Consider the following 22,318-nt stretch of genomic DNA (forward strand, 5'->3'; position numbering starts at 1 on the left):
TCGTCAATTCTTAACTAGCTGGCTTAACGGGATCCTGCAAAACCGTAGCGAGCAAGTGCAATACCGGGTGGCGTAGCGGAGCCGCACTGGAGTACGGCGAGCAACGGCTACCCGGTAGTGAGCTGCGCAGCAGCTTGGGCGGGACTCCCCACGTTATTCATAAAACTTCGACGTAATGGGGTAGCGCCAGTCGCGGCCAAAGCCACGGTGCGTGACGCGGATGCCCACCGGCGACTGGCGCCGCTTGTATTCATTGATCTTGATCAAGCGCGTGACGCGGGCCACATCGGCCGGCGTGTAGCCAGCCTCGATAATCTCGGCGATCGGCCGATTTTCTTCCATATACAGCTGCATGATGCCGTCGAGCACGTCATATGGCGGCAGCGAATCCTGGTCCAGTTGGTCGGCGCGCAATTCGGCCGACGGTCCGCGCGTCAATATGCGCTCGGGTATCACGTCCGAGACGCTGTTACGGTAGGCGCACAGACGGTACACGAGGGTCTTGGCGATATCCTTGATGACGGCAAAGCCGCCCGCCATGTCGCCGTACAGGGTGCAATAACCGACGGCCATCTCGCTCTTGTTGCCGGTCGTCAGCACAATACTGCCATGCTTGTTCGACAGGGCCATCAGCAAGGTGCCACGGATGCGCGCCTGGATGTTCTCTTCCGTCGCATCTTCCGCCAGTCCCGCGAACTCGCCGGCCAGGGTGGCGCGGAAGGCGTCGAAAGTTTGCTTGATCGGAATTTCATCGTAGCGCACATCGAGGCGTTTTACCATGTCGCGCGAATCGATCCACGAGATATCGGCCGTGAACTGCGACGGCATCATGACGGCGCGCACCTTGTCGGCGCCCAGCGCATCGACGGCGATGGCCAGGGTCAGCGCCGAATCGACACCGCCCGACATACCGATCAGCACGCCTGGGAAGCCGTTCTTGCCTATATAGTCGCGCACGCCCAGCACCAGCGCCTGGTACACCTGCGCTTCCGTGCTCAACGGTGCAGCCAGTTGCTGCGGCACGGGCGTGGCGCCGTCGAATTCGACGAGCTGCAAGTCTTCCTCGAAATGGCGCAGCTGGGCGCAGATCGTGCCGGCCGCATCCATGACGAACGAGTCGCCATCGAAGATCAGTTCATCCTGGCCGCCGACCAGGTTGGCATACACGAGGGCCATGCCTTGCGCGCTGACGTTCTTGCGCATGGTTTCATAGCGCAGATGCTGCTTGTTCATATGGTATGGCGAGCCGTTCGGCACCAGCAGCACTTGCGCGCCGGCCGCGCGGGCGCGCATGGGCGCGTGCTCGAACCACGTGTCTTCGCAGATATTGATGCCGAAACGCACGCCTTTCACGCCAAACACGAAAGCCTGGTCGGACGAGGTGAAGTAGCGCTTTTCATCGAATACGGTGGTGTTCGGCAAGTCGTGCTTGCGGTAGGTACCCAGCACTTCGCCGTTCAACAGCACGGAGGCGGCGTTGTGGCGCACGCCCTTCTCGTCCTGCAGCGGCAAGCCCACCACCACGTGCAAATCCTTGAACTGGGCCAGGTCGGCAGCCAGCTCGGCAAACGCCTGCTGCGTTTTTGCGTAGAATGCATTGCGCAGCAACAGGTCCTCGGGCGGATAGCCGACCAGCGACAGTTCCGGCGTGAGCACGATATCGGCTCCCGCCTCGAACGCGCGGCGGGAAAGGTCGAAGATCTTGGCACGGTTGCCGGCCAGATCGCCGACCGTACTATTCATTTGAGCAATTGCGACTTTGACTGTCATGATGATGGATATTTCGCTTATTAAACAAGACGGTGGCGCACAGGCCGATGGTGGCGCCCCGAGAGTGATGAATGCACACTACAACAATGAATTATCGCACGGCTATCGTCTCTACCCTGGCTGAAATTGGCGAAGCGGCCTGGTCCGAACTGCTGGCGCGCCAGCTGGACGCCAATCCCTTCCTCTCCTACACCTTTTTGCACGCGCTGCACGAGTCCGGCTGCGCCAGCGCCGACACGGGCTGGCAGCCGAATTACCTCGTGCTGTGGCAGGGCGAGACCCTGGCCGCCGCCCTGCCCCTGTACCTGAAATCGCACTCGTATGGCGAATATGTGTTCGACTGGGCCTGGGCCGATGCATATCAGCAACATGGCCTCGAATATTACCCGAAACTGCTGTCGGCGATTCCGTTTACGCCCGTCAGCGGCACGCGCCTGCTGGCCCGCGACGGCCAGGCGCGCGCCGCCCTGCTGGCCTTCCTGCAGGCGCAGCAGCAAGCCAGCGAGGTCTCGTCCTGCCACATCCTGTTCCCGCCGGAAAGCGAGGCGCGCCAGCTTACGCAAGCCGGCTACCTGATGCGTAGCGGCGTGCAGTTTCACTGGCTCAATCCCGGCTACACGGATTTCGAACAATTCCTCGCCACCCTGGAACACAAGAAACGCAAGAATATCCGCGCCGAGCGGCGCAAGGTGAGCGAGGCCGGCGTGACCCTACGCCAGGTGCGCGGCGTGGACGCCACGGATGCCGACTGGAAGCTGTTCCACCGCTGCTACAGCAATACCTATGCGGAACACCGCTCCTCGCCCTATTTGTCGCTCGATTTCTTCCTGCGCATAGGTTTCAGCATGCCGCAGAACATTTTATTGGTGATCGCCGAGCGCGAAGACCGGGCCATTGCCGCCTCGCTGCTGATCCACACGGCCGACACCCTGTACGGCCGCTACTGGGGCGCGCTCGAACACGTGCCCTGCCTGCATTTCGAGACGGCGTATTACCAGCCGCTGGAGTTTTGCATCGCCAACGGCATCGCCACCTTCGAAGGCGGCGCGCAGGGCGAGCACAAGATGGCGCGCGGTTTCCTGCCGCAAAAGACGTGGTCCGCCCACTGGCTGGCGCACCCCGCGTTTGCCGACGCCGTGCAGCGCTTCCTCGAGCGCGAACGGGGCGGCATCGATGCCTACCTCGATGAATTGAACGAGCACAGCCCGTTTCGCGCGGCAGCGGCACCCTGAAAGCAAAAGCGCTCCCGGCCGGCTGGCGGGGAGCGCTCGTCATCACGCGTACGCAGACGGAATCAGGCGGCCGAGCGCCCCGAACTGCCGCCGAAGGCGCCATCCTTCTTCAGCTTGTAGGCGCGCCATGCCAAGGTCAGCAGCAAGATGCCCGTCAGCAAGGCATACACGCCGATCATCCACACGAGGGCGAAGGTGCCGGCGGCCGGAAACATGAGGATCAGGATGCCGAAGGCGATGGAAATGAGGGCATTGAGCACCAGCAGCCATTCGCCCTGGATGACCTTGCGCAGGCGGATCGCCAGCACGATATCGAACACGCCCGAGACCAGCGCATTGACGCCGATCATGACGATCAAGGCAAACGTCGTCAGCAGCGGGTTAATGATGGTCAAAATACCCACGGCCAGGCCGCAGATGCCCAGCAGCAGCAAGGCCCACCAGTCGCCGCCATGCTTGCGGTTGCTGAAGGCGCCGACGACGGAAACGCCGCCACCGAGCAGCGCATACACGGCAAACACGGTCAGCAACGACAATACCGTCACGCCGGGCCAGGCCAGGGTAATCGCACCAAAGGCGATCGCCGCCGCGCCGCGCAAGGCCAACACCCACCATGAGCGCATCAATAAATGCTCAGAATACATACCACCTCCCGGTTATCACTACAAATTAACTTTTCGATAATATTTTAGGCGTGAAAAAGCCATCATCCCCATCGGAAAGAGTTATGTTGTGGCAATAAAAAAGCGCACCCGGCCATCATAGCAGGGTGCGCTTTTTACTCGCACACGACAGAAAACCGGCGGCAAGCCGCGGTTGTCCGCGCAGCGTTTTAATTAGGAAGCAGCTTTTTCAGCATCGGCCTTGTAGGCGGCAACGCCGCCGAGGATTTCTTCCTTGGCCACTTCAGGACCATACCAGCCGTCGATCTTGACCCATTTGCCTTTTTCCAGGTCTTTGTAGTGCTCGAAGAAGTGCTGGATCTGGCGCAGGCGCAGTTCGTTCAGATCTTCCGGCTTTTGCCAGTGGCTGTAGATCGACAGCACTTTATCGACTGGCACGGCCAGCACTTTCGCGTCTTCGCCCGACTCGTCGGTCATTTTCAGCACGCCGATAGGACGGCAGCGCACGACCACGCCCGGGATCAGCGGGAATGGGGTGATGACCAGCACGTCGACCGGGTCGCCGTCCGGCGACAGGGTGTTCGGCACGTAGCCGTAGTTGCACGGGTAGTGCATGGCGGTACCCATGAAGCGATCGACGAAGATCGCGCCGCTTTCCTTGTCGACTTCGTACTTGATCGGATCGGCGTTCATCGGGATTTCGATGACGACGTTGAAATCGTTCGGCAGGTCGCGGCCGGAAGAGACGTTATTCAAACTCATGGATTTTCCTTATAGCGGATTGTGTTTTAACCGCGTAATTATAGCGAAGTACAGGGAGCTTGTGCGATGCAGCAGCGGCCCATCAGCGTTTTGCGCCTCCCGCAAGCAACAGCCGCGGGAGGCGCCCGCCGGTGCGCGCGGCCTGTCCCGTTCTTGCCATTCCTGTCCGCCGCAGCTGTTCAGCCAGGGAATAAACGGACTGCGGGAAATAATAAGTAAAAACACGTAAGTAATACTACCGCCGCCGATAATTAATACCAGAACCACTTTTTAAATTTTCATTTCAATATCATCATGCCGAAACAATGGTTATTATCATCGGCATTGCATTTCTTGCAGCCACTTATAACAACAGTTTCACCTTCACCAGTCCCGCAATGCCTCCGCATTATTACGCCGATGCTGCAAGATCCCTTTAACTCCGCGGCCAGCCGGGCTTCCTGCCCAGCGCAGCTCCTCTTCCAGCATAATATTTGCGCTTATTTGAAGAGTTTATTTGATTCAAATGACGACCCGCAAAAAAATAGCGCCAGCAAAAGAAAATCATCAGTTCTGATAAACTGTCACATTCTGGTGATTCCAAACTTTGTATATTCTGCAATCGACGCCTTCCCTGAATCCACTATGGCGCCATCAGCGCGCCACCGATAAATCCTTGCAAAAAGGAATATGATGATTCCCTCTTCCCGGCCCGGGCCTTTATTAAAGGTCACCGGCGTTATTTTCATTCTGTCTGGCCTCGCCCTGCTGGGCGGCGGCATCTGGCTGGCCAGTCTCGGCGGCTCCTGGTACTACCTGCTGGCCGGCATCGGCATGCTGGTTGCGGGCGTGCTCGTCTTCAAGGGCAAGCGCAGCGCACAGCCCTTCCTCGCTTTCTTGCTGACCGCCACCCTGATCTGGTCCCTGATTGAAGTGAAGTTCGACTGGTGGCAATTGCTGCCGCGCCTGGACATCTGGTTTGCCGCCGCCGTCTGGCTGCTGCTGCCCTTCGTCAGCCGCCGCCTGCATCCGCCCGCCGAGGGCGCGGCACAACAGGGACATGCCGGCAAGACCGCGCTCAGCGCCGCCGTGGCGCTGACCGTCGTCGCCGGCGTCATCGCCCTGTTCCAGGATTACCACGACCTGCATGGCGAAGTGCCGGCCGACAGCATGGCAGCCAGCGCCGCCGGCGATTTCGCGCCCGGCGTCGCGCACAATGACTGGTCCGCGTATGGCCGTTCCGGCTATGGCGACCGCTACGCGCCGGCGGCACAGATCACGCCCGCCAATATTTCTGGCCTGAAAGAAGCCTGGACCTATCACACGGGCGACTTCAAGGGACCGAACGACCCGGGCGAGATCGCCAACGAAGTGACGCCGCTGAAGGTCAATGACATGCTGTACCTGTGCACGCCGCACAACATCGTCATCGCCCTGAACCCGGACACGGGCAAGGAGCTCTGGCGCCACGATCCGAAGATCAACCGCGATGCAGCCAGCTACCAGCACATGATCTGCCGCGGCGTCGCCTACTGGGACGTGAACGCGGGCCGCGCCAGGGACAATCCGGCGCCGCAGGCTTCCACCATGGAATGCCCGCGCCGCATCCTGGCGCCGACCATGGACGGCACCATGATCGCCGTGAATGCCGATACGGGCGAGTCGTGCAAGAGCTTTGGCGACAACGGCGTCGTCAACCTGTACAAGAACATGGCCATGATCAAGCGCGGCTTCCTGATGCCGACCTCGCCGCCGGCCGTGGCACAGAACGTGGCCGTCATCGCCGCCAGCGTGACGGACAACCATTCGACGGAAGAACCGTCGGGCGTGGTCCGCGGCTACGATCCCGTCACCGGCAAGCTGCTGTGGAACTGGGACCCGGCCACGCCGGAAGATACGCAACCCTTCCCTGAAGGCAAGAACTACACCAACAACTCGCCCAATTCGTGGGGCGTGGCCAGCATCGATGAAAAGCTGGGCATGGTGTACATCCCGATGGGTAATGAAACCCCCGATACCTGGGGCGGCAACCGCAACAAGAACGGCGAGAAATACAACAGCGCCATCGTCGCGCTGGACCTGGCGACGGGCAAGGTGCGCTGGGCTTACCAGACCGTGCACCACGATATCTGGGACATGGATATCGGCGGCCAGCCGACCCTGGTCGACATCGACACGCCGAAAGGCAAAGTCCCTTCCGTCGTCGCCACGACGAAACGCGGCGACATCTATGTGATCGACCGCCGCGACGGCAGCCTGGTCGTGCCGGCGCCGGAAAAACCCGTGCCGACGAGCCATCCGGCCGCCGGCGACACCCTGTCGCCCACGCAGCCGTTCTCGGCCCTCACCTTCCTGCCTGAGCGCAACATCAGCGAAGCGGACATGTGGGGCACCACGCCGTTCGACCAGCTGGCGTGCCGCATCATCTTCAAGGAACGCCGCTATGAAGGCCCGTTCACGCCGCAAACGGCCGGCAAGGGTGCCGTCATTTCCCCTGGCCCCCTGGGCATCTTCGAATGGGGCGGCGCGGCCATCGACCCCGTGCGCCAGTTGTTGATCGTCAATCCCGACTACATGGGCTTCCTGGAAAAACTCGTGCCGCGCGCGGAAACGACGGCCAAGGGCGGCACCGGCGGCGAAATGGGCTTGCAGCCGCAGACGGGCGTGCCGTTCGCCGTGGAAATCAAGGCCTTCCTCTCGCCGCTGGGCTTCCCATGCCAGGCGCCGCCATGGGGCTATGTGGCCGCCGTCGACCTGCGCACCATGAAGAAAGTATGGATGCACAAGAACGGCACCACGCGCGACAGCGGTCCCTTGCCGATCCCGCTGCCGCTGGGCGTGCCCAGCCTGGGCGGCATGGTCACCACCGGTGGCGGCGTGACCTTCCTCAGCAGCACGCTCGACTACTACATCCGCGGCTATGACGTGCGCAACGGCAAGGTCATCTGGAAAGCGCGCCTGCCGGCAGGCGGCCAGGCCACGCCGATGAGCTATGTGTCGAACAAGTCGGGACGCCAGTTCGTCGTCGTCATGGCCGGCGGCCACGGTTCGCTGGGCACAAAGATGAGCGACACCCTGATCGCCTATGCCTTGCCGGAAGGTACGGCCGCACCGGCAGCGGGACAGAAGAAGTAAGGTAGTAGCGCACTCCGCCATGGAGTGCGCATAAAAAAAGCCGTTCAGTCTGCACTGAACGGCTTTTTGACGTCTGACACCTGCGCTTACAGGATGGTGGCCAGCGCGCACTGGCGGTAATGGGCGGCGGCTTGCTCCGTCTGCTGCAAGGCGTCGTGCATCTGCGCCAGCTTCAGGTGGGCGTCGCGCACCATCTGCGGCTCGTTCGCATCCGACAGCGCCTGCTCCAGGTGGCGCTGGGCCTTGCCCCAGAGTTTTTGCTTGAGGCACAGGGAGCCGAGGGTCAGCGCCAGTTCCGCGTCCAGCGGACGCTGTTTCAGCCACTGTTCGCAATGCTCGATCTGCAGCAGCAGGGCCGGCGTTCCGGCCGGCGCGGCCGCTTCGCGGTAGGCGCGCACGACGCGGTCGTCCCAGTCGGCGGCCAGCGATTCTTCGCACACGAGGCGCGCTTCGTCGTGCAGGCCGCGCGCATTCAGGGCCGTGGCGGCGCGGCAGGCGATGTAGGGCTTGACGCGGTCCGCGTTCGGCACCGTGGACCAGACGCGCAGCAGCGACTCGGCGTCATGCGACGGGTCGGACAGCAAATGGTCGTAGGCCAGCTCGCGCAGGCGCGAGGACAGGGCCGGATGCAGGGCGCGGTGCTTGTCGAGCGAACGCACGAGGCGCAGCACTTCGGGCCAGTTCTTCGCCTGCTGCTCGGCCTTGAGCGACCATTGCAGCGCGTGGATATGGCGCGTGCCGCTGGCGTTCAGTTCGCGCACGGCGGCCAGCGCCGCTTCCGGCTGGTGGTCGTCGACCAGCAATTCCGTCACCGTCATCAGGCGCGCCGTCTTCAGGCTGGCATCGCCTTCGACGCGGGCCAGCCAGCTGTCGCGGCGTTCGGACTGGCGCATGCGGTGCGCGGCGCGCGCGCCGATCAGCGCGGCCAGGCCGGCGTTTTCATCGAGTTCGGCGGCGCGCAAGGCGGCTTTTTCCGCATGGCCGAAACGGCCTTCGAACAGGGCTTTCAAGGCTTCGCGCAAGCCCTTGTTGCCATCGCGTTCACGCTTGCGCTGGCGGTAGGCCGCCACTTGCGCCGGCATGCGCACGGTGGCGCGCACGGCGCGCACCAGCAGGTACAGCAGCACGAACAGCAGCACCTGCAGCAGCAGGAAGAAGTTCAGCGACAGGTCGATGCGGTACGGCGGATAGAACAGCACCACGTTGCCGGGGTTGAAACGGGCCGTCACGGCGATACCGATCGCCGCGGCCATCAGGGCGAGTAACCAGAGAAATAGACGCATGGGCTCAGGACTTCGCTTTGTAGTTGCGCACAGCCGTCAGGCTGTCGGACAAGGTCGGCATTTCGATGGCCAGGTTGCTGGCCTGCACCTGGCGCAGCAGGGCTTGCGCCGTCTGCGTGCTCTTGGCGCGCGTATCGAAATACTTGGCCAGCGCATCCTGGGCGGCGATCAAGTCGTTGCGGAAGGCCGTTTCATTGCGCGACAACAAGGCCATGCGCGCATTCAGCAGGCGCAGCTTGACGTTTTCGCGCAAGAAGTACGATTGCGTCGGCGACAGCATCAGCGCTTCCGGCGTATCGACTCTGCGGATGCGGATCAGCTGGCGCACGTCGTTCCACATGTCGCCGCTCCACGTATTCCAGCCGTCGCGCACTTTTTGCAGCAGCGGTTCCGGCGCCGGCGGTCCCACCAGCTTGCCGGCGGCGTCGCGCACGGGCTTGGCCTTGCCCGGCTTTTCCGGCGCGGCCGGCAGGGCCGGCGTTTCGTCGGACAGCATCGGCAGGGAGTCGATCTGGGCGATCACGGCATCGAGGCGCAGGGCCACGCCCGTCGAATCGACGCTGGGCAGGGCCTTGAGTTTTTCCATGTCGCGGCCGATGGCGCGGCGGATGGTGATGAATTGCGGCTTGTCGGAACGCGACAGGCTGCGGTCCGCGTTCTGCAGGGCGATCAGCGCGCCCGGCACGTTGCCGGCCAGCTGCAGCTGCTGGCTGGCCGTCGACAGCACTTGCTCGATTTCCGTCAGCGCCCACTCGTCGCGGTTCTTCGACAGGTCGTTATACAGTTGTTCCAGCGCCAGCTGCTGGCTCTGGGTTTCGCTCTGGCGGTTTTCCAGCGCGCCCACCTTGATTTGCAGCTCTTTATTACCTTCTTGCACGTTGCGCGCCAGCACGCCCGTTTCGGCATTGCTGACATCGCCCTTTTGCAGGCGCTTGGCCACTTCTTCGCGCAGGTTGCGGATCTGCTTGCTGGTCGACCAGCTTTGCGCAGCCAGCAGCACCGCCAGTACGATGACGGCGATGCTCATGGGCTTTTGCAGCTGCTCGATCAAGCTCGGCGCGCGGCCGGCAGGTTGGTCGGCCGCCTGCGGCGCCGTCTTCACGGTGCTGCCAGGCGTGGCATTTGGTTCGGAGAGTGTAGGCATTTCGTTCATGGTCGTGATTGTAACGCGGCGAGCACTCCTGCGTCGCCTGATCCTGTCAAGGTGACCCGGGCAAAACCCAGGGTGGCCGCCGTTTGGGCAATGCGGGCATGTGGCACGATCAGATGCTGTTGTTGCATTTTCACAACAGCCGTCTTTTCACCGCCCAATTCATCGAGCAGCGCCAGCAAGCCGCGCAGCGCTTCCGAGCTGGTGATGATCCAGTCGTTATTATGCTGCAACAAGTTTTCCAGGGTCGCCCGCAAGGCCGGCGTCAGCTTGGGCACCTTGCGGCGGTAGGCCGTGACGAACTCGACGGTGGCACCGGCCGCGCGCAAGCCGTCGGCCAGGTAATCGCGTCCACCGTCGCCGCGCACGATCAGCACGCGCTTGCCGCGCAGGGCCGGCAAGTCCAGCGCCAGCAGCAGGTGCTCGGAATCGCTGCGCGCCGCGTCGAGCGGGCTGGTGATCGTGGCGTTGGCGTCCGTGACGCCATGCGCGGCCAGCGCCAGGCGGCTGCCCTCGCCCACCACGGCCAGCGGCAAGCCGGCCGGCCAGGCGCGCAAGTGCGCAAAGACGCAGTCGATGGCGTTCGGCGAGACGAATGCCACCAGGTCATAGTCGGCCAGGCGGGCCAGCACGGCCAGCAGGTGCGCGCATTCCCGCTCGCCATCGAGCGCATGGATTTCCAGCAGCGGCAATCGCGTCACCGGCAAGCCCAGCGCCGCGACCTTGGCGGCCAGCGGCCCCGCCTGCGCCGCGGGCCGCGTGATCACCACGCTGTCAGGCATGCGGCGCCAGGCCTTCATGGTTGTCGGGAGTGATAGCGCACGAAGCGAGGATGCCGGCGGCGTCCTGCCCGCGCAGCAGCTCGGCCACCTGCTCGCCCAGCAGTTCCGGCGCGGCAGCGGCGCCAGTCACGTCGGCGCTGGCCATGCGCGCGCCATCGGGCGTGGCGACCATGGCGCGCAGGCGCATGCTGTCGCCGTCGACGGTGGCAAACGCGGCCAGCGGAATCTGGCAGCTGCCGCCGAAAATCTTCGACACCTTGCGCTCGGCCGTGACGGCTTGCGCCGTGGCCGCGTGGTTCAGCGGCGCCAGCAGGGCCGCCAGGTCGACGCCGTCGGCGCGCTGGCCGCGGATCTCGATCGCCATGGCGCCCTGGCCGGCGGCCGGCAGGCTGTCTTCCGGCGCCAGCACGGCGCGGATGCGCGACGCCAGGCCCAGGCGCTTCAGGCCGGCGGCGGCCAGGATGATGGCCGCGTAATCGCCACGGTCGAGCTTGCCCAAACGCGTGTCGAGGTTGCCGCGCAGCGGCAGGATGGTCAGGTGCGGGAAGCGCGCGGCGATCAGCGACTGGCGGCGCAGGCTGCTCGTGCCCACGACGGCGCCGTGCGGCAGCTCGGCCAGGCTGGCGTAATCGTTGGAGACAAAGGCGTCGCGCGGGTCTTCGCGCTCGAGGATGGCGGCCAGCGCAAAGCCTTCGGGCAACTCCATCGGCACGTCTTTCAGCGAATGCACGGCCAGGTCGGCGCGCCCTTCCTCCATCGCCACTTCCAGTTCCTTGACGAACAGGCCCTTGCCGCCTACCTTGGACAAGGCGCGGTCGAGAATCTGGTCGCCGCGTGTGGTCATGCCGAGAATTTCGACGCTACACTGCGGATACAGTGCGGCCAGGCGCGCACGCACATGCTCGGCTTGCCACATGGCAAGACGGCTCTCGCGCGACGCGATCACCAGGCGGGCGGGAATGGTCGGCTTCAATTCGTTCGGGGTCAATTCGGATGCTTTCAAAACAAGTTCTTTCGCGGTCATTGTCATTGTCGTTGCGATTGTCGCTGCGATTGTCGTTGCCAGATATCAATTCGTATCGAAATGGGCTCTGGCGTCGCTATAATCGTTATCCCTTTGCCTAGAAGGCCAAGTCAGGCTAGCGTCCATGTTGAAGACCACAAATTTTATCATGCGCCCCCTCCCCCCTGCGGCTAAACGCCCGGTGCGATCCTCATTCCCTTGCTTTTACACCTACTTTGGCTCTTTATTATGCTCAATGACGCCGTAGCACCCGAAACCGCCGCCCCGGTCCCTGCCGACAAGGACGCGCCGCTGAAAGAAGATATCCGCCTGCTGGGCCGCCTGCTGGGCGACGTGCTGCGCGAACAGGAAGGCGACGCCGTCTTCAACGTGGTGGAAACCATCCGCCAGACCTCGGTGCGCTTCCGCCGCGAAGCGGACGCGGACGCGGCGCTGGAACTGGACGCCATGCTGAAGGAACTGAGCCGCGAACAGACGATTTCCGTCGTGCGCGCCTTTTCCTACTTTTCGCACCTGGCCAACATTGCGGAAGACCAGCACCACATCCGCCGCCGCCGCGCGCACCTGCTGGCCGGTTCGCCCGCGCAAAAGGGCAGCGTCAGCTTCGCGCTGAAAAAACTGCACGCCGCCGGCGTGCCGCGCAAGACGGTCGACACCTTCTTCCAGGACGCGCTGATCGCGCCCGTGCTGACGGCCCACCCGACGGAAGTGCAGCGCAAGAGCATCCTCGACGCCGAGCACGACATCGCCCGCCTGCTGGCCGAGCGCGACCTGCCGCTGACGCCGAAGGAGCGGCACGCCAACATGCAGCTGCTGCGCTCGCGCGTATCCACGCTGTGGCAGACGCGCATGCTGCGCTATTCGAAGCTGACGGTGGCCGACGAGATCGAAAACGCCCTGTCCTATTACCGCATCACCTTCCTGCGCGAGCTGCCGGGCCTGTACGACGACATCGAGGACGACATCGCCGCCGAATATCCGAACGGCGACGGCACGATCGAGCCCATCAATGCCGCCTACGTGCAGATGGGCAGCTGGATCGGCGGCGACCGCGACGGCAATCCGAACGTCAACGCGGGCACCATGCAGCATGCGCTGGCGCGCCACGCCACCACCATCCTCGACTTTTACCTCGACGAAGTGCACACGCTGGGCGCGGAACTGTCCGTCTCGACCCTGATGGTGGGCGTCAGCGGCGAACTGCAGGCGCTGGCCGACCAGTCGCCGGACGCCTCGCCGCACCGCAGCGACGAACCGTACCGCCGCGCACTGATCGGCATCTATGCGCGCCTGGCCGCTACCGCGCGCGCCCTGGGCGCCACCAACATCCTGCGCAAGGAAGTGGGGCCGGCCGCCGCCTACCCGGACGCGGCCGCGTTTGTCGCCGACCTGCGCACCATCGTCGCCTCGCTCGAAGCGCACCATGGCGCGGCCCTCGTGCGCCCGCGCCTGGCCACGCTGGCGCGCGCGGCCGACATCTTCGGCTTCCACCTGGCGTCGCTCGACATGCGCCAGACCTCCGACGTGCACGAGCGCGTGCTGGCCGACCTGTTCGCCAAGAGCGGCGTGGCGCCCGACTATGCGGCCCTGGCGGAAGACGCCAAGGAAGCGCTGCTGCTGAATGAACTGGCGCAGCCGCGCCTGCTGTACTCGCCCTACATCGCCTACGACGCGGAAACGGATTCCGAGCTGGCGATCCTGCGCGCGGCGCGCGACATCCGCCAGCGCTACGGCGCGCGGGCGATCCGCAACTACATCATCTCGCACACGGAAACCGTGTCCGACTTGCTGGAAGTGTTGCTGCTGCAAAAAGAAACGGGCTTGCTGCGCACCGACTGGCATGCTGGCGAGAGCACGTGCGAGCTGATGGTCATTCCCCTGTTCGAAACCATCCCCGACCTGCAGCGCGCGGCCGGCATCATGGGCCGCGTGATGGCCTTGCCCCTGGTCCGGCAATTGATCGCCAAACAGGGACAGTTGCAGGAAGTCATGCTCGGCTATTCCGATTCGAACAAGGATGGCGGCTTCCTCACGTCGAACTGGGAACTGTACAAGGCGGAACTGGCGCTGGTGGCCGACTTCCGGAAGGCTGGCGTCAAGCTGCGCCTGTTCCATGGCCGCGGCGGCACGGTGGGCCGTGGTGGCGGCCCCAGCTACGAAGCCATCCTGGCCCAGCCGCCGGGCACCGTCAACGGGCAGATCCGCCTGACGGAACAGGGCGAGATCATCGCCTCGAAGTTTTCCAACGCGGAAATCGGCCGGCGCAACCTGGAATTGCTGGTTGCCGCCACGCTGGAAGCGAGCCTGGCGCCGCAAGAGGTCAACCCGGCCCGCAACAGCCAGCTGGCGCGCTTCGAGGGCGTGATGGCGGAACTGTCGAACCTGGCCTACAAGGCCTATCGCGACCTCGTGTATGAAACGCCGGGGTTTACCGAGTATTTCTTCTCGGCCACGCCAATCGCCGAAATTGCCGAGCTGAACCTCGGTTCGCGCCCCGCCTCGCGCAAGGCCAACCAGCGCATCGAAGACTTGCGCGCCATTCCCTGGGGCTTTTCCTGGGGGCAGTGCCGTTTACTGCTGCCGGGCTGGTTCGGCTTTGGCAGCGCCATCCACGCCTGGATCAATGACGGCGAGACAGCGTCGAAGGACGACAAGATCGCCACCCTGCGCGCCATGTACGCGCAGTGGCCGTTCTTCGCCACCCTGCTGTCGAACATGGACATGGTGCTGGCCAAGACGGACCTGGCGATTGCCTCGCGCTACGCGGAACTGGTGGCCGACCAGGGCTTGCGCGAGCGCATCTACAAGCGCATCACGGACGAGCATGGCACTACCCTGCAATGCCTGGAGCTGATCACGGGCAACACGGAACGCCTGGCCGGCAACCCGCTGCTGGCCCGCTCCATCCAGAACCGCTTCGCCTACCTCGACCCGCTCAACCACTTGCAGGTGGAGTTAATCAAACGCAACCGCGCACTGTCGGCGGAAAGCAAGATCGATGAACGCGTGCACCGCGGCATCCAGCTGTCGATCAACGGCGTGGCGGCCGGCCTGCGCAACACGGGCTAGGACAGCCAGACGGGCAAGAAAATGGGGCCGGCGCAGCCAGGGCCGGCCCCTTGATTTCCTGCTGGAAAAATATTCTCAATAAAACAACAATTGGTATTACACTAGCGTCGAATACTTTTCCCACTCCGGCGCCACGCGCACCGCAGCGGCCAACCATGACGCCAGGAGCGCGGATGAGTAAATGGTCGATTGAAACGCTGAGTGCCGCATGTGCCGCGCTGATCCTCATCATGCTGGGCTGGCTTGCGGGCGCGGCCTGGCAAGCCCTCGACTTCTGGGAACACGTATGGCTGGCCTTGCTGCTGCTGGCCGCCGCCAGCATCGCCCTGTGGCTGCTGCGCCGGCTGCGCACCCATCTCGTCAGCACGCGCCAGCAGCTCGACGCCAGCGCCATGCGCTACCGCGACCTGGCCGAGACGGCCCAGGACGGCATGTGGCAAACGGATGCGCAAGGCCAGATCCTGCACGTCAACCAGCGCCTGGGCCACATGCTGGGCGTCCCCCTCGACCAACTGCTGGGCCACTCCATGGACGAGTTCTATGACGAGGCCACCTTGCAACGGCTGTGCCCGCTACGCCAGACGGCGGGGCAGAGTTGCATGGGAGAACTCCACTACTGGCATACGGACGGCACGGAGCGCTGGGCCATACTCAGCGGGCGCCGCCTGTACGACCGGCACGGCACCCTGACGGGCGCCCTCGTGCTTGCCAGCGACATCACCGAACAAAAACGCGCCGAACACGCGCTGAGCATCGCCCATGCGGAACTGGAAAGCCGCGTGGCCCTGCGCACGGCCCAGCTGCAGGACGTGAATGCCCGCCTGTCCGCCGAGATCGCCATGCGCGCGCAGACGGAAGCGGCGCTGGCGCGCAGCGAGGAACGGCTGCAGGACATCATCTCGATGATGCCGCTGTCGCTGTTCCTCAAGGATGCCGAGTCGCGCATCGTGCTGATGAACCAGGCCTGCGAACAGCAATGGGGCGTGTGCTTCCAGGACATCGCCGAAGGGCGCGACATACAGCACTTTCCCAGCGACCAGAGTGCGGGCTTCCACACGGCGGACCGGGAAGCGTTTGCCAGCCGTAGCGTGGTGATCCGCGAAGAGCTGGTGTGGAACGCCCAGCTGCAGGAAAACCGCCTGGTGCAGACGCACAAGAAACCCGTGTTCGACGCCGAAGGCCGGCCGCAGATGATCATCGCCATGGCCATCGACATCACCGACAGCAAGCGCAACGAGGAAAACCTGCAGCGCTCGCTGGCCCAGCTGCGCGAACTGTCCGACCACCAGCAGACCATCAAGGAAGAGGAGCGCCGGCGCATCGCGCTCGACATCCACGACGACCTGGGGCAGAACCTGATGGTGCTGCGCATCGACGTGTCGCTGCTGCATGCGCGCACGGCGGGCACCCATCCGCGCCTGCACAGCCATGCGCAGCGCGTGCTCGACACCATCGACGCCACCATCCGCTCCGTGCGCACCATCATCAACGACTTGCATCCGAGTACCCTGGAGCTGGGCCTGGGCCCGGCCGCCGAATGGCTGATACGCCAGATGGAAGGCCGCGGCGCCATCCGCTACCGGCTGCACATCGCCAGCGACGCGCCCCACCTGGGCCTGGACCAGCGCCAGACGTCGGCCATCTTCCGCGTCCTGCAGGAATCGCTGTCGAACATCGTGCGCCACGCGCAAGCGAGCGAAGTGGAAGTGGCGCTGGCGCAGGAACACGACGCGATTCTGCTGCGCATCAGCGACAACGGCATCGGCATGCAGCCGGGCGACGACGGCAAGCGGGCCGCCTTCGGCCTGAAAAGCATACGCGAACGCGTGCACGCGCTGGGCGGCGAGCTGCGCATCGACAGCCAGGCGGGCCAGGGCACGGCGCTGGCCATCCACCTGCCGCAAAGCAGGGAGCGCGTGGCGGACGTATCGTGATGAAACGCGAAATATTACTAAAAATAGTAGCAAATTAGGTATGCAATGGCGGCGTAAAAAAGTATAGTGAGTTTTTTCTTTGAGGAAACTATCATGCCGCCACGCCACTCCCGCGCTTGCGCCCCGCTCCTCGGCCTGTTCCTGCTGGCGGCCATTCCCGCCGCCAGCGCCGCCATCCATGCCGAACACGGCTTTGGCGAAAAAGACGGCAATGGCAGCATCGCGTCCGACCTGAACCCGGCGGGACTGGTGGCCGGCATCATCATGGAAGAAGCGGGACGGCGCCGCGCCGTCACCTACCAGCATGGCCAGATCCGCGAACTGGGCACCCTGGGCGGCGATGAAGGCTTTACCAAGGCCATCAATGCCCATGGCGTGGTGGTGGGGTCCTCGCAAACGGCCAGCGGCGCCTGGCACGCCTTCCGTTATGACGTGGCGGGCGGCATGCGCGACCTCGGCACCCTGGGCGGCAGCAGCAGTTACGCCACGGCCATCGCGCGCGACGGCACGGTGGCCGGCTATGCCGATACGAGCGGCGGCGATTTCCACGCCTATGTGACGAAAGCCGACCACAGCCTGCAAGACCTGGGCACCCTGGGCGGCGCCAGCAGCTATGCGAGCGGCCTGAACAATCATGGCGTGGTGGTGGGCACGGCCCAGCGCGGCGATGGCTACCGCCGCGCCTTCATCTACCGCCCCGGCACGGGCATGCAGGAAATCGGCACCCTGCCGGGCGGGCGCATCAGCTCGGCCACCGCCATCAATGACGCGGGCCTCGTCGTGGGCGCCGCGGAAACGGACAAGCGCCGCTGGCATGCGTTTGCCTGGGATGGCCGGCGCATGATCGACCTCGGCGCCATGATCGGCCAGGGCGACAGCTACGCCACGGCCGTGAATGCGGCGGGACACGTCGTTGGCAGCGTCAGCATCAATGGCTTCGAACCGATGACCTTTGTGTACAAGGACGGCGTGATGACGGTGCGCCGCCGCGACGACGGCCTGTACCTGACCAACAAGATCACGGACGCCGGCCTGGTGGTGGGCGCCGTCTACACGGGACACAAATTCCAGGCCTTCGCCGTGCCATCGCAGGCGGCGCCGGCGCCGCCGCGCCGCAACCCGCTGGACTGGTTCTTCATGACCGTCCTCGCCGCCGCCAGCGGCGCGGTCCTGTACCGCGCGCGGCGCCACTTCCGCGCCGGCCTGCTGGGCCAGCGCCGGCACCTGCTGTAACGCGGCATCGCTACAGACGAAAAAAAAGAGGCTTGCGCCTCTTTTTTTTGACTGCTTAATTCTGCGTCAAGAAAGTCTTCAATTTATCCGAACGCGAAGGCTGGCGCAGCTTGCTCATGGCTTTCGCTTCGATCTGGCGGATACGCTCGCGCGTCACGTCGAACTGCTTGCCCACTTCTTCCAAGGTGTGGTCGTTCGACATTTCCACGCCATAACGCATGCGCAGCACTTTCGCTTCGCGCGGCGTCAGGGAGTCCAGCACTTCCTTGATCACGTTGCGCATCGACGCGTGCAGCGCGGCGTCCAGCGGCGCCAGGGTGGTGTTGTCTTCGATGAAGTCGCCCAGTTGCGAATCGCCATCTTCGCCCATCGGCGTTTCCATGGAAATCGGCTCTTTCGCGATCTTCATGATCTCGCGCACCTTGTTTTCCGGCATTTCCATCTTGACGGCCAGGGTCGCCAGGTCCGGCTCGCTGCCCGTTTCCTGCATGATCTGGCGCGAGATGCGGTTCATCTTGTTGATCGTTTCGATCATGTGCACCGGCACGCGGATGGTGCGGGCCATGTCGGCGATCGAACGCGTGATGGCCTGGCGGATCCACCATGTGGCGTAGGTCGAGAACTTGTAGCCGCGGCGGTATTCGAATTTATCGACCGCCTTCAGCAAGCCGATGTTGCCTTCCTGGATCAGGTCGAGGAATTGCAAGCCGCGGTTGATGTATTTCTTGGCGATCGAAATCACCAGGCGCAAGTTGGCCACCGTCATTTCGCGTTTCGCGTGACGGGCGCGCTTCTCGCCGGCCGCCATCTGCTTGTTGATCTTGCGCAAGTCAGCCAGCGGCAGGGCCACGCGCGCCTGCAGGTCGATCATCTTCTTTTGCAGTTCCTTGACGGCAGGCACGTTGCGGCTGAGGATGGCGCTGTACGGATACTTGCAGTCGACTTCGCGGTCGACCCATTCCAGGTCGCATTCGTTGCCCGGGAAGACCTTGATGAAGTGGGCGCGCGGCATGCCGCATTTGTTCACGCACAGTTCCAGCACGGCGCGCTCGATGTGGCGCACTTCTTCCATCTGGCCGCGCAGGGTGTCGCACAGCTTTTCCACGACCTTGGCCGTGAAGCGGATGCCCAGCAGTTCCTGCGAAATGGCTTCCTGCGCCTTGATGTAGGCTTTCGAGTTGTAACCCTCGGGCGCCTTGCGCATCTTGTCGTACTGCGTCGAAATGACGTTGAATTTCTCCAACGCATTCTTTTTCAGCTGGGCCAGCTGTTCGCTGGAGAAACCGGCCGCGCCGCCATTGGCGTCGCCGTCCTCTTCCTCGGCTTCTTCTTCCTCTTCCTCGTCGTCACCGCTGGCGGCGGCGGGCGCGGCGGCAGCGGCCGGCGCCGGGGCATTGCTTTCGTTCAGGTCGACAAAGCCGTCGACCACTTCATCGACCTTGATTTCGTCGCGCGCGATTTTTTGCGACAGCGCAACGATCTCGCCGATCGTCGTCGGGCAGGCGGAAATGGCCTGGATCATGTCCTTCAAGCCGCCTTCGATGCGCTTGGCGATCTCGATCTCGCCTTCGCGCGTCAGCAGCGCCACGGCACCCATTTCACGCATGTACATGCGCACGGGGTCGGTGGTGCGTCCAAAGTCGGAGTCGACCGTCGACAGCGCCGTGGCGGCAGCCGCTTCCACTTCATCGTCGCTGGTGACGGTGGCGACGTTGTCTGTCAGCAACAGGCTTTCCGCGTCAGGGGCGCGCTCGTAGACGGCGATGCCCATGTCGTTGAACGTGGCGATGATGCCTTCGATCGCTTCCGGATCGATGATGTTTTCCGGCAATTGGTCATTGATCTCGGCATAGGTGAGGAAGCCGCGTTCCTTGCCCATGTTGATCAAGCCCGTGATTTGCTTGCGGCGGCGTTCCAGGTCCGCTGCCGAGGCTTCCGGATCGCCCAGCGCATCGGCCAGGCCGCCCTTGGCCTTGCGGTCGCGCGCTTTCGACACGGCCTTCAGCTCGGCCCGTTCGACGGCGTTCAGTGCCGCCACTTCATCGTTTTCCGGCGTGAATTCGCTGGGTTTACGGCCACGGCGGCCCGGTACCTTGACGGTCGGCAGGAAGTAATTCGACGTATCGATGGCGGCCAGGGCGTCGGCATCCGTGGTCTTGCTGACCACTTGCGCACCGGTGATGATGGTCACGGGCGCCGCTTCCGGCTTGGCGCGCACGACTTTCGAACGGGCAGCCGTCACGACCTTATTCGTGGCGGCGCTTTCGCTGACCTTGCGCGGCGCGGGCGCGGCCTTGGCGCTCGGGGCGACCTTCACGCTAGGCGCCTTGGCGGGCGCCGCTTCTACGGCCTCGGCAGCGTCGGCCACGGGCGCGGCAGGCGGTGCTTCCGCAGCCGCGTCGGCCGGCGGCACGGCAGCCAGGCGCGAGCGGCTTTTCTTCACCACGGTGACGACGGTCGGCGCCGTCGTGACGGTAGCTTCCGGATTCGCTTGCGCATTATCGATGAAGTAAGATAAAGTCGTTTTCGGTACGGCAAGTGGCGCCGCGGCTGGGCGAGGCGCCTTGGCGGACAACGTTAAAGTTTTTGGCGTATTCTTCATGAGATATCTCTTAATGCGAGACCAGATGGTGTCGGCGCGAAGTGAATGATTCCACCTAAGCCTGCGAAACCGGACTCGATGGAGCGTGTTGTTGCGGCTGCCGTCAAAGGCAGCGGCGCCTGTCTATCGGAGCGTTCAAAGCCCGCGCATCCCGTAACGGGAGCGGCGGGGCCGAAGCCGGGTCAGATAAATAAGCGATGTACATTGCGGAATGAAAAAAAGCCCGTACCAGAACGGGCTTGAATCTATTGTTGTTCAGTGAAGACACAGCGGAGAGCAAGATTATGCACGAAGGCCAGTTATCTGGATAATTGATAAGCGAAATATCCGATATCAAAAATATCAATAATGATGGCCCTGCACCGCACTGCTCCTATCCCCTGCACACCTGAGCCAGACCGTTAAAACAGGGTCCAGTCATCAGCGCAAGCCGACATTATACACATTTCCCGTCTTTCGCGCTGTGTGCGAGCAGGCGTGCCCATGCATATCGCGGGGCAAGTTGCCAAAAAAGACAATGCACTTGCCTGTGGCGCGTGCTATGCTCCCCTTTTATAGCCCAACCAATGATGTCGATGACCAGCTCCACGCCAGACCAGCAAGCCACCACTCCTGACACGCCAGTCGATGCAGCCCCAGCGGCGGCACCGGCCGCCACGGCCACTGCGGCGCCCGCCGGTTTGACCGCGCGCGCCCTGCTGAAGCAGTTCCAGGAGCAATTCCCGCCTTTCCGCGATTGCCTGCCCTTGTCGATCGGTATCGACAAGCAGATCCTGGCGCGCCTGCCGGAGCTGGACCGCAAGCTGATGCGCACGGCGCTGGGCATCCACACGGGTTCGCTGCGCTACCTGCGCGTGATGGAAAAAGCCAAGGTACGCTACGACCTCGACGGCACCGCCGGCGCGGAAGTGACGCAAACCCACCGCGACCACGCCACGCAAGTGTTGCAGCAGCGCTTCAAGAAGGAAGCCGAGCGCAAGAAAGCCGAGCGCGACGCGGCCGCCGCCGAAGAGGCGAACCGTTTGCGCCTGGAAAAACTGAATCAGCTGACCGCGAAATTCTCGCGCAAAGGCTGATCCGGTTTCATGGACACAGCCGCCGCGCCGCCACTGCCGCCCTACCAGGGAATCGAACTCGACCATGTCAAGCTGGTGCGCACCAGCGATGACGCACAGGCGGCCATGGCCGCCCTGCTGGCAGCCGATGCCATCGGCTTCGACACGGAATCGAAGCCGACCTTCGTCAAGGGCGAGTCGTCCACGGGGCCGCATCTGATCCAGCTGGCCACCGACGACATCGCCTACCTGTTCCAGGTGGGCAGCACGCCGGCACCAGCCCTGGCCGAACTGAAAGCCATCCTCGAATCGACCACGACCCTGAAGGTGGGCTTCGGCCTGTCCGACGACGTCAAGCGCCTGCGCACCAAGCTGGGCATTGCTCCGGCACAAGTGCTCGACCTGTCCGTCGCCCTGCGCGGCGGCCAGCGCAACGACCTGGGCGCGAAGACGGCCGTGGCCAAGTTCTTCGGCCTGCACCTGCAGAAATCGAAAAAAATCTCCACCACCAACTGGGCCACCTCGCGCCTGACGGAAAAGCAGATCCTGTACGCGGCCGACGATGCGCAAGTGGCGCTGCGCGTGTACCGCCGCTGGATCGCCGACGGCGGCAAGGTCGCGCCGCAAAAAACCGCGCGCGCCAGCACGCCGCCATCCGCCCCGCCCGCGCCAGCCTGAGCCAGCC

16 protein-coding genes are annotated in these 22,318 nt (G+C 63.8%); 8 read left to right on the plus strand and 8 right to left on the minus strand.

Going from position 1 to position 22,318, the window contains the following annotated elements; all coding sequences use genetic code 11:
• Positions 1–153: 153 nt before the first annotated feature.
• Complete coding sequence (locus AC1RDJ_RS20910) at positions 154–1,770, minus strand: NAD+ synthase (protein ID WP_493028573.1); 1,617 nt, start codon at positions 1,768–1,770, stop codon at positions 154–156.
• Positions 1,771–1,856: 86 nt separating this feature from the next.
• On the opposite strand from AC1RDJ_RS20910, the gene AC1RDJ_RS20915 reads away from it, so the two are divergent.
• Complete coding sequence (locus AC1RDJ_RS20915) at positions 1,857–3,002, plus strand: GNAT family N-acetyltransferase (protein WP_493028667.1); 1,146 nt, start codon at positions 1,857–1,859, stop codon at positions 3,000–3,002.
• A gap of 62 nt (positions 3,003–3,064) precedes the next feature.
• Here AC1RDJ_RS20915 and AC1RDJ_RS20920 read toward each other — a convergent pair whose 3' ends face one another.
• Together AC1RDJ_RS20920 and ppa are read right to left on the minus strand one after the other, a co-directional pair.
• Positions 3,065–3,625, minus strand: a complete 561-nt coding sequence (locus tag AC1RDJ_RS20920) for a DUF308 domain-containing protein (RefSeq protein WP_083411929.1) — start codon at positions 3,623–3,625, stop codon at positions 3,065–3,067.
• A gap of 213 nt (positions 3,626–3,838) precedes the next feature.
• Positions 3,839–4,387, minus strand: coding sequence for an inorganic diphosphatase (ppa, locus tag AC1RDJ_RS20925; protein WP_071324543.1), 549 nt, complete (start codon positions 4,385–4,387; stop codon positions 3,839–3,841).
• Positions 4,388–4,681: 294 nt separating this feature from the next.
• Here ppa and AC1RDJ_RS20930 point away from each other — a divergent pair, with 294 nt between their 5' ends.
• Together AC1RDJ_RS20930 and AC1RDJ_RS20935 are read left to right on the plus strand one after the other, a co-directional pair.
• A complete protein-coding gene (locus AC1RDJ_RS20930) occupies positions 4,682–5,038 on the plus strand; it encodes a hypothetical protein (protein WP_493028574.1) in 357 nt (118 codons plus the stop codon).
• Between the two features lie 18 nt (positions 5,039–5,056).
• Positions 5,057–7,501 (plus strand): membrane-bound PQQ-dependent dehydrogenase, glucose/quinate/shikimate family, encoded by a 2,445-nt coding sequence (locus tag AC1RDJ_RS20935; RefSeq protein WP_493028575.1) that lies wholly within the window; start codon positions 5,057–5,059, stop codon positions 7,499–7,501.
• An 86-nt stretch (positions 7,502–7,587) separates the two neighbouring features.
• Here AC1RDJ_RS20935 and AC1RDJ_RS20940 read toward each other — a convergent pair whose 3' ends face one another.
• The 4 genes from AC1RDJ_RS20940 to hemC are packed head-to-tail and all read right to left on the minus strand — an operon-like array spanning position 7,588 to position 11,719.
• Positions 7,588–8,784: a heme biosynthesis protein HemY gene (locus tag AC1RDJ_RS20940; RefSeq protein WP_083411930.1), complete on the minus strand. Its 1,197-nt coding sequence runs from the start codon at positions 8,782–8,784 to the stop codon at positions 7,588–7,590.
• A gap of 4 nt (positions 8,785–8,788) precedes the next feature.
• Positions 8,789–9,937, minus strand: a complete 1,149-nt coding sequence (locus AC1RDJ_RS20945) for a uroporphyrinogen-III C-methyltransferase (RefSeq protein ID WP_071324546.1) — start codon at positions 9,935–9,937, stop codon at positions 8,789–8,791.
• Positions 9,934–10,716: a uroporphyrinogen-III synthase gene (locus tag AC1RDJ_RS20950; RefSeq protein WP_071326594.1), complete on the minus strand. Its 783-nt coding sequence runs from the start codon at positions 10,714–10,716 to the stop codon at positions 9,934–9,936. Before AC1RDJ_RS20950 ends, AC1RDJ_RS20945 begins: the two co-directional genes overlap by 4 nt.
• A complete protein-coding gene (gene hemC, locus AC1RDJ_RS20955) occupies positions 10,709–11,719 on the minus strand; it encodes a hydroxymethylbilane synthase (protein WP_493028576.1) in 1,011 nt (336 codons plus the stop codon). The genes AC1RDJ_RS20950 and hemC overlap by 8 nt, the downstream gene beginning before the upstream one ends.
• Positions 11,720–11,968: 249 nt before the next feature.
• Between hemC and ppc the strand changes: the two genes are divergently transcribed.
• The 3 genes from ppc to AC1RDJ_RS20970 all read left to right on the plus strand — a co-directional run bounded on the left by ppc (position 11,969) and on the right by AC1RDJ_RS20970 (position 17,976).
• Complete coding sequence (gene ppc, locus AC1RDJ_RS20960; protein WP_493028577.1) at positions 11,969–14,809, plus strand: phosphoenolpyruvate carboxylase; 2,841 nt, start codon at positions 11,969–11,971, stop codon at positions 14,807–14,809.
• A 173-nt stretch (positions 14,810–14,982) separates the two neighbouring features.
• Positions 14,983–16,743: a PAS domain-containing sensor histidine kinase gene (locus AC1RDJ_RS20965; RefSeq protein WP_198043749.1), complete on the plus strand. Its 1,761-nt coding sequence runs from the start codon at positions 14,983–14,985 to the stop codon at positions 16,741–16,743.
• Positions 16,744–16,836: 93 nt separating this feature from the next.
• Positions 16,837–17,976, plus strand: a complete 1,140-nt coding sequence (locus AC1RDJ_RS20970) for an HAF repeat-containing protein (protein WP_493028578.1) — start codon at positions 16,837–16,839, stop codon at positions 17,974–17,976.
• 55 nt (positions 17,977–18,031) lie between these two features.
• Here the strand turns inward: AC1RDJ_RS20970 and rpoD are convergent, their stop codons facing one another.
• The gene (gene rpoD / locus AC1RDJ_RS20975) at positions 18,032–20,578 is read right to left on the minus strand and encodes an RNA polymerase sigma factor RpoD (RefSeq protein ID WP_493028579.1); all 2,547 of its coding nucleotides are present in this window, start codon (positions 20,576–20,578) and stop codon (positions 18,032–18,034) included.
• A 575-nt stretch (positions 20,579–21,153) separates the two neighbouring features.
• Here rpoD and AC1RDJ_RS20980 point away from each other — a divergent pair.
• Positions 21,154–21,654, plus strand: coding sequence for a ProQ/FINO family protein (locus tag AC1RDJ_RS20980; RefSeq protein ID WP_071326597.1), 501 nt, complete (start codon positions 21,154–21,156; stop codon positions 21,652–21,654).
• A 9-nt stretch (positions 21,655–21,663) separates the two neighbouring features.
• The gene (locus AC1RDJ_RS20985; protein ID WP_493028580.1) at positions 21,664–22,311 is read left to right on the plus strand and encodes a 3'-5' exonuclease; all 648 of its coding nucleotides are present in this window, start codon (positions 21,664–21,666) and stop codon (positions 22,309–22,311) included.
• Positions 22,312–22,318 lie beyond the last annotated feature (7 nt).

The sequence above is a fragment of the Janthinobacterium sp. GW822-FHT07H10 genome (genome assembly GCF_058798675.1).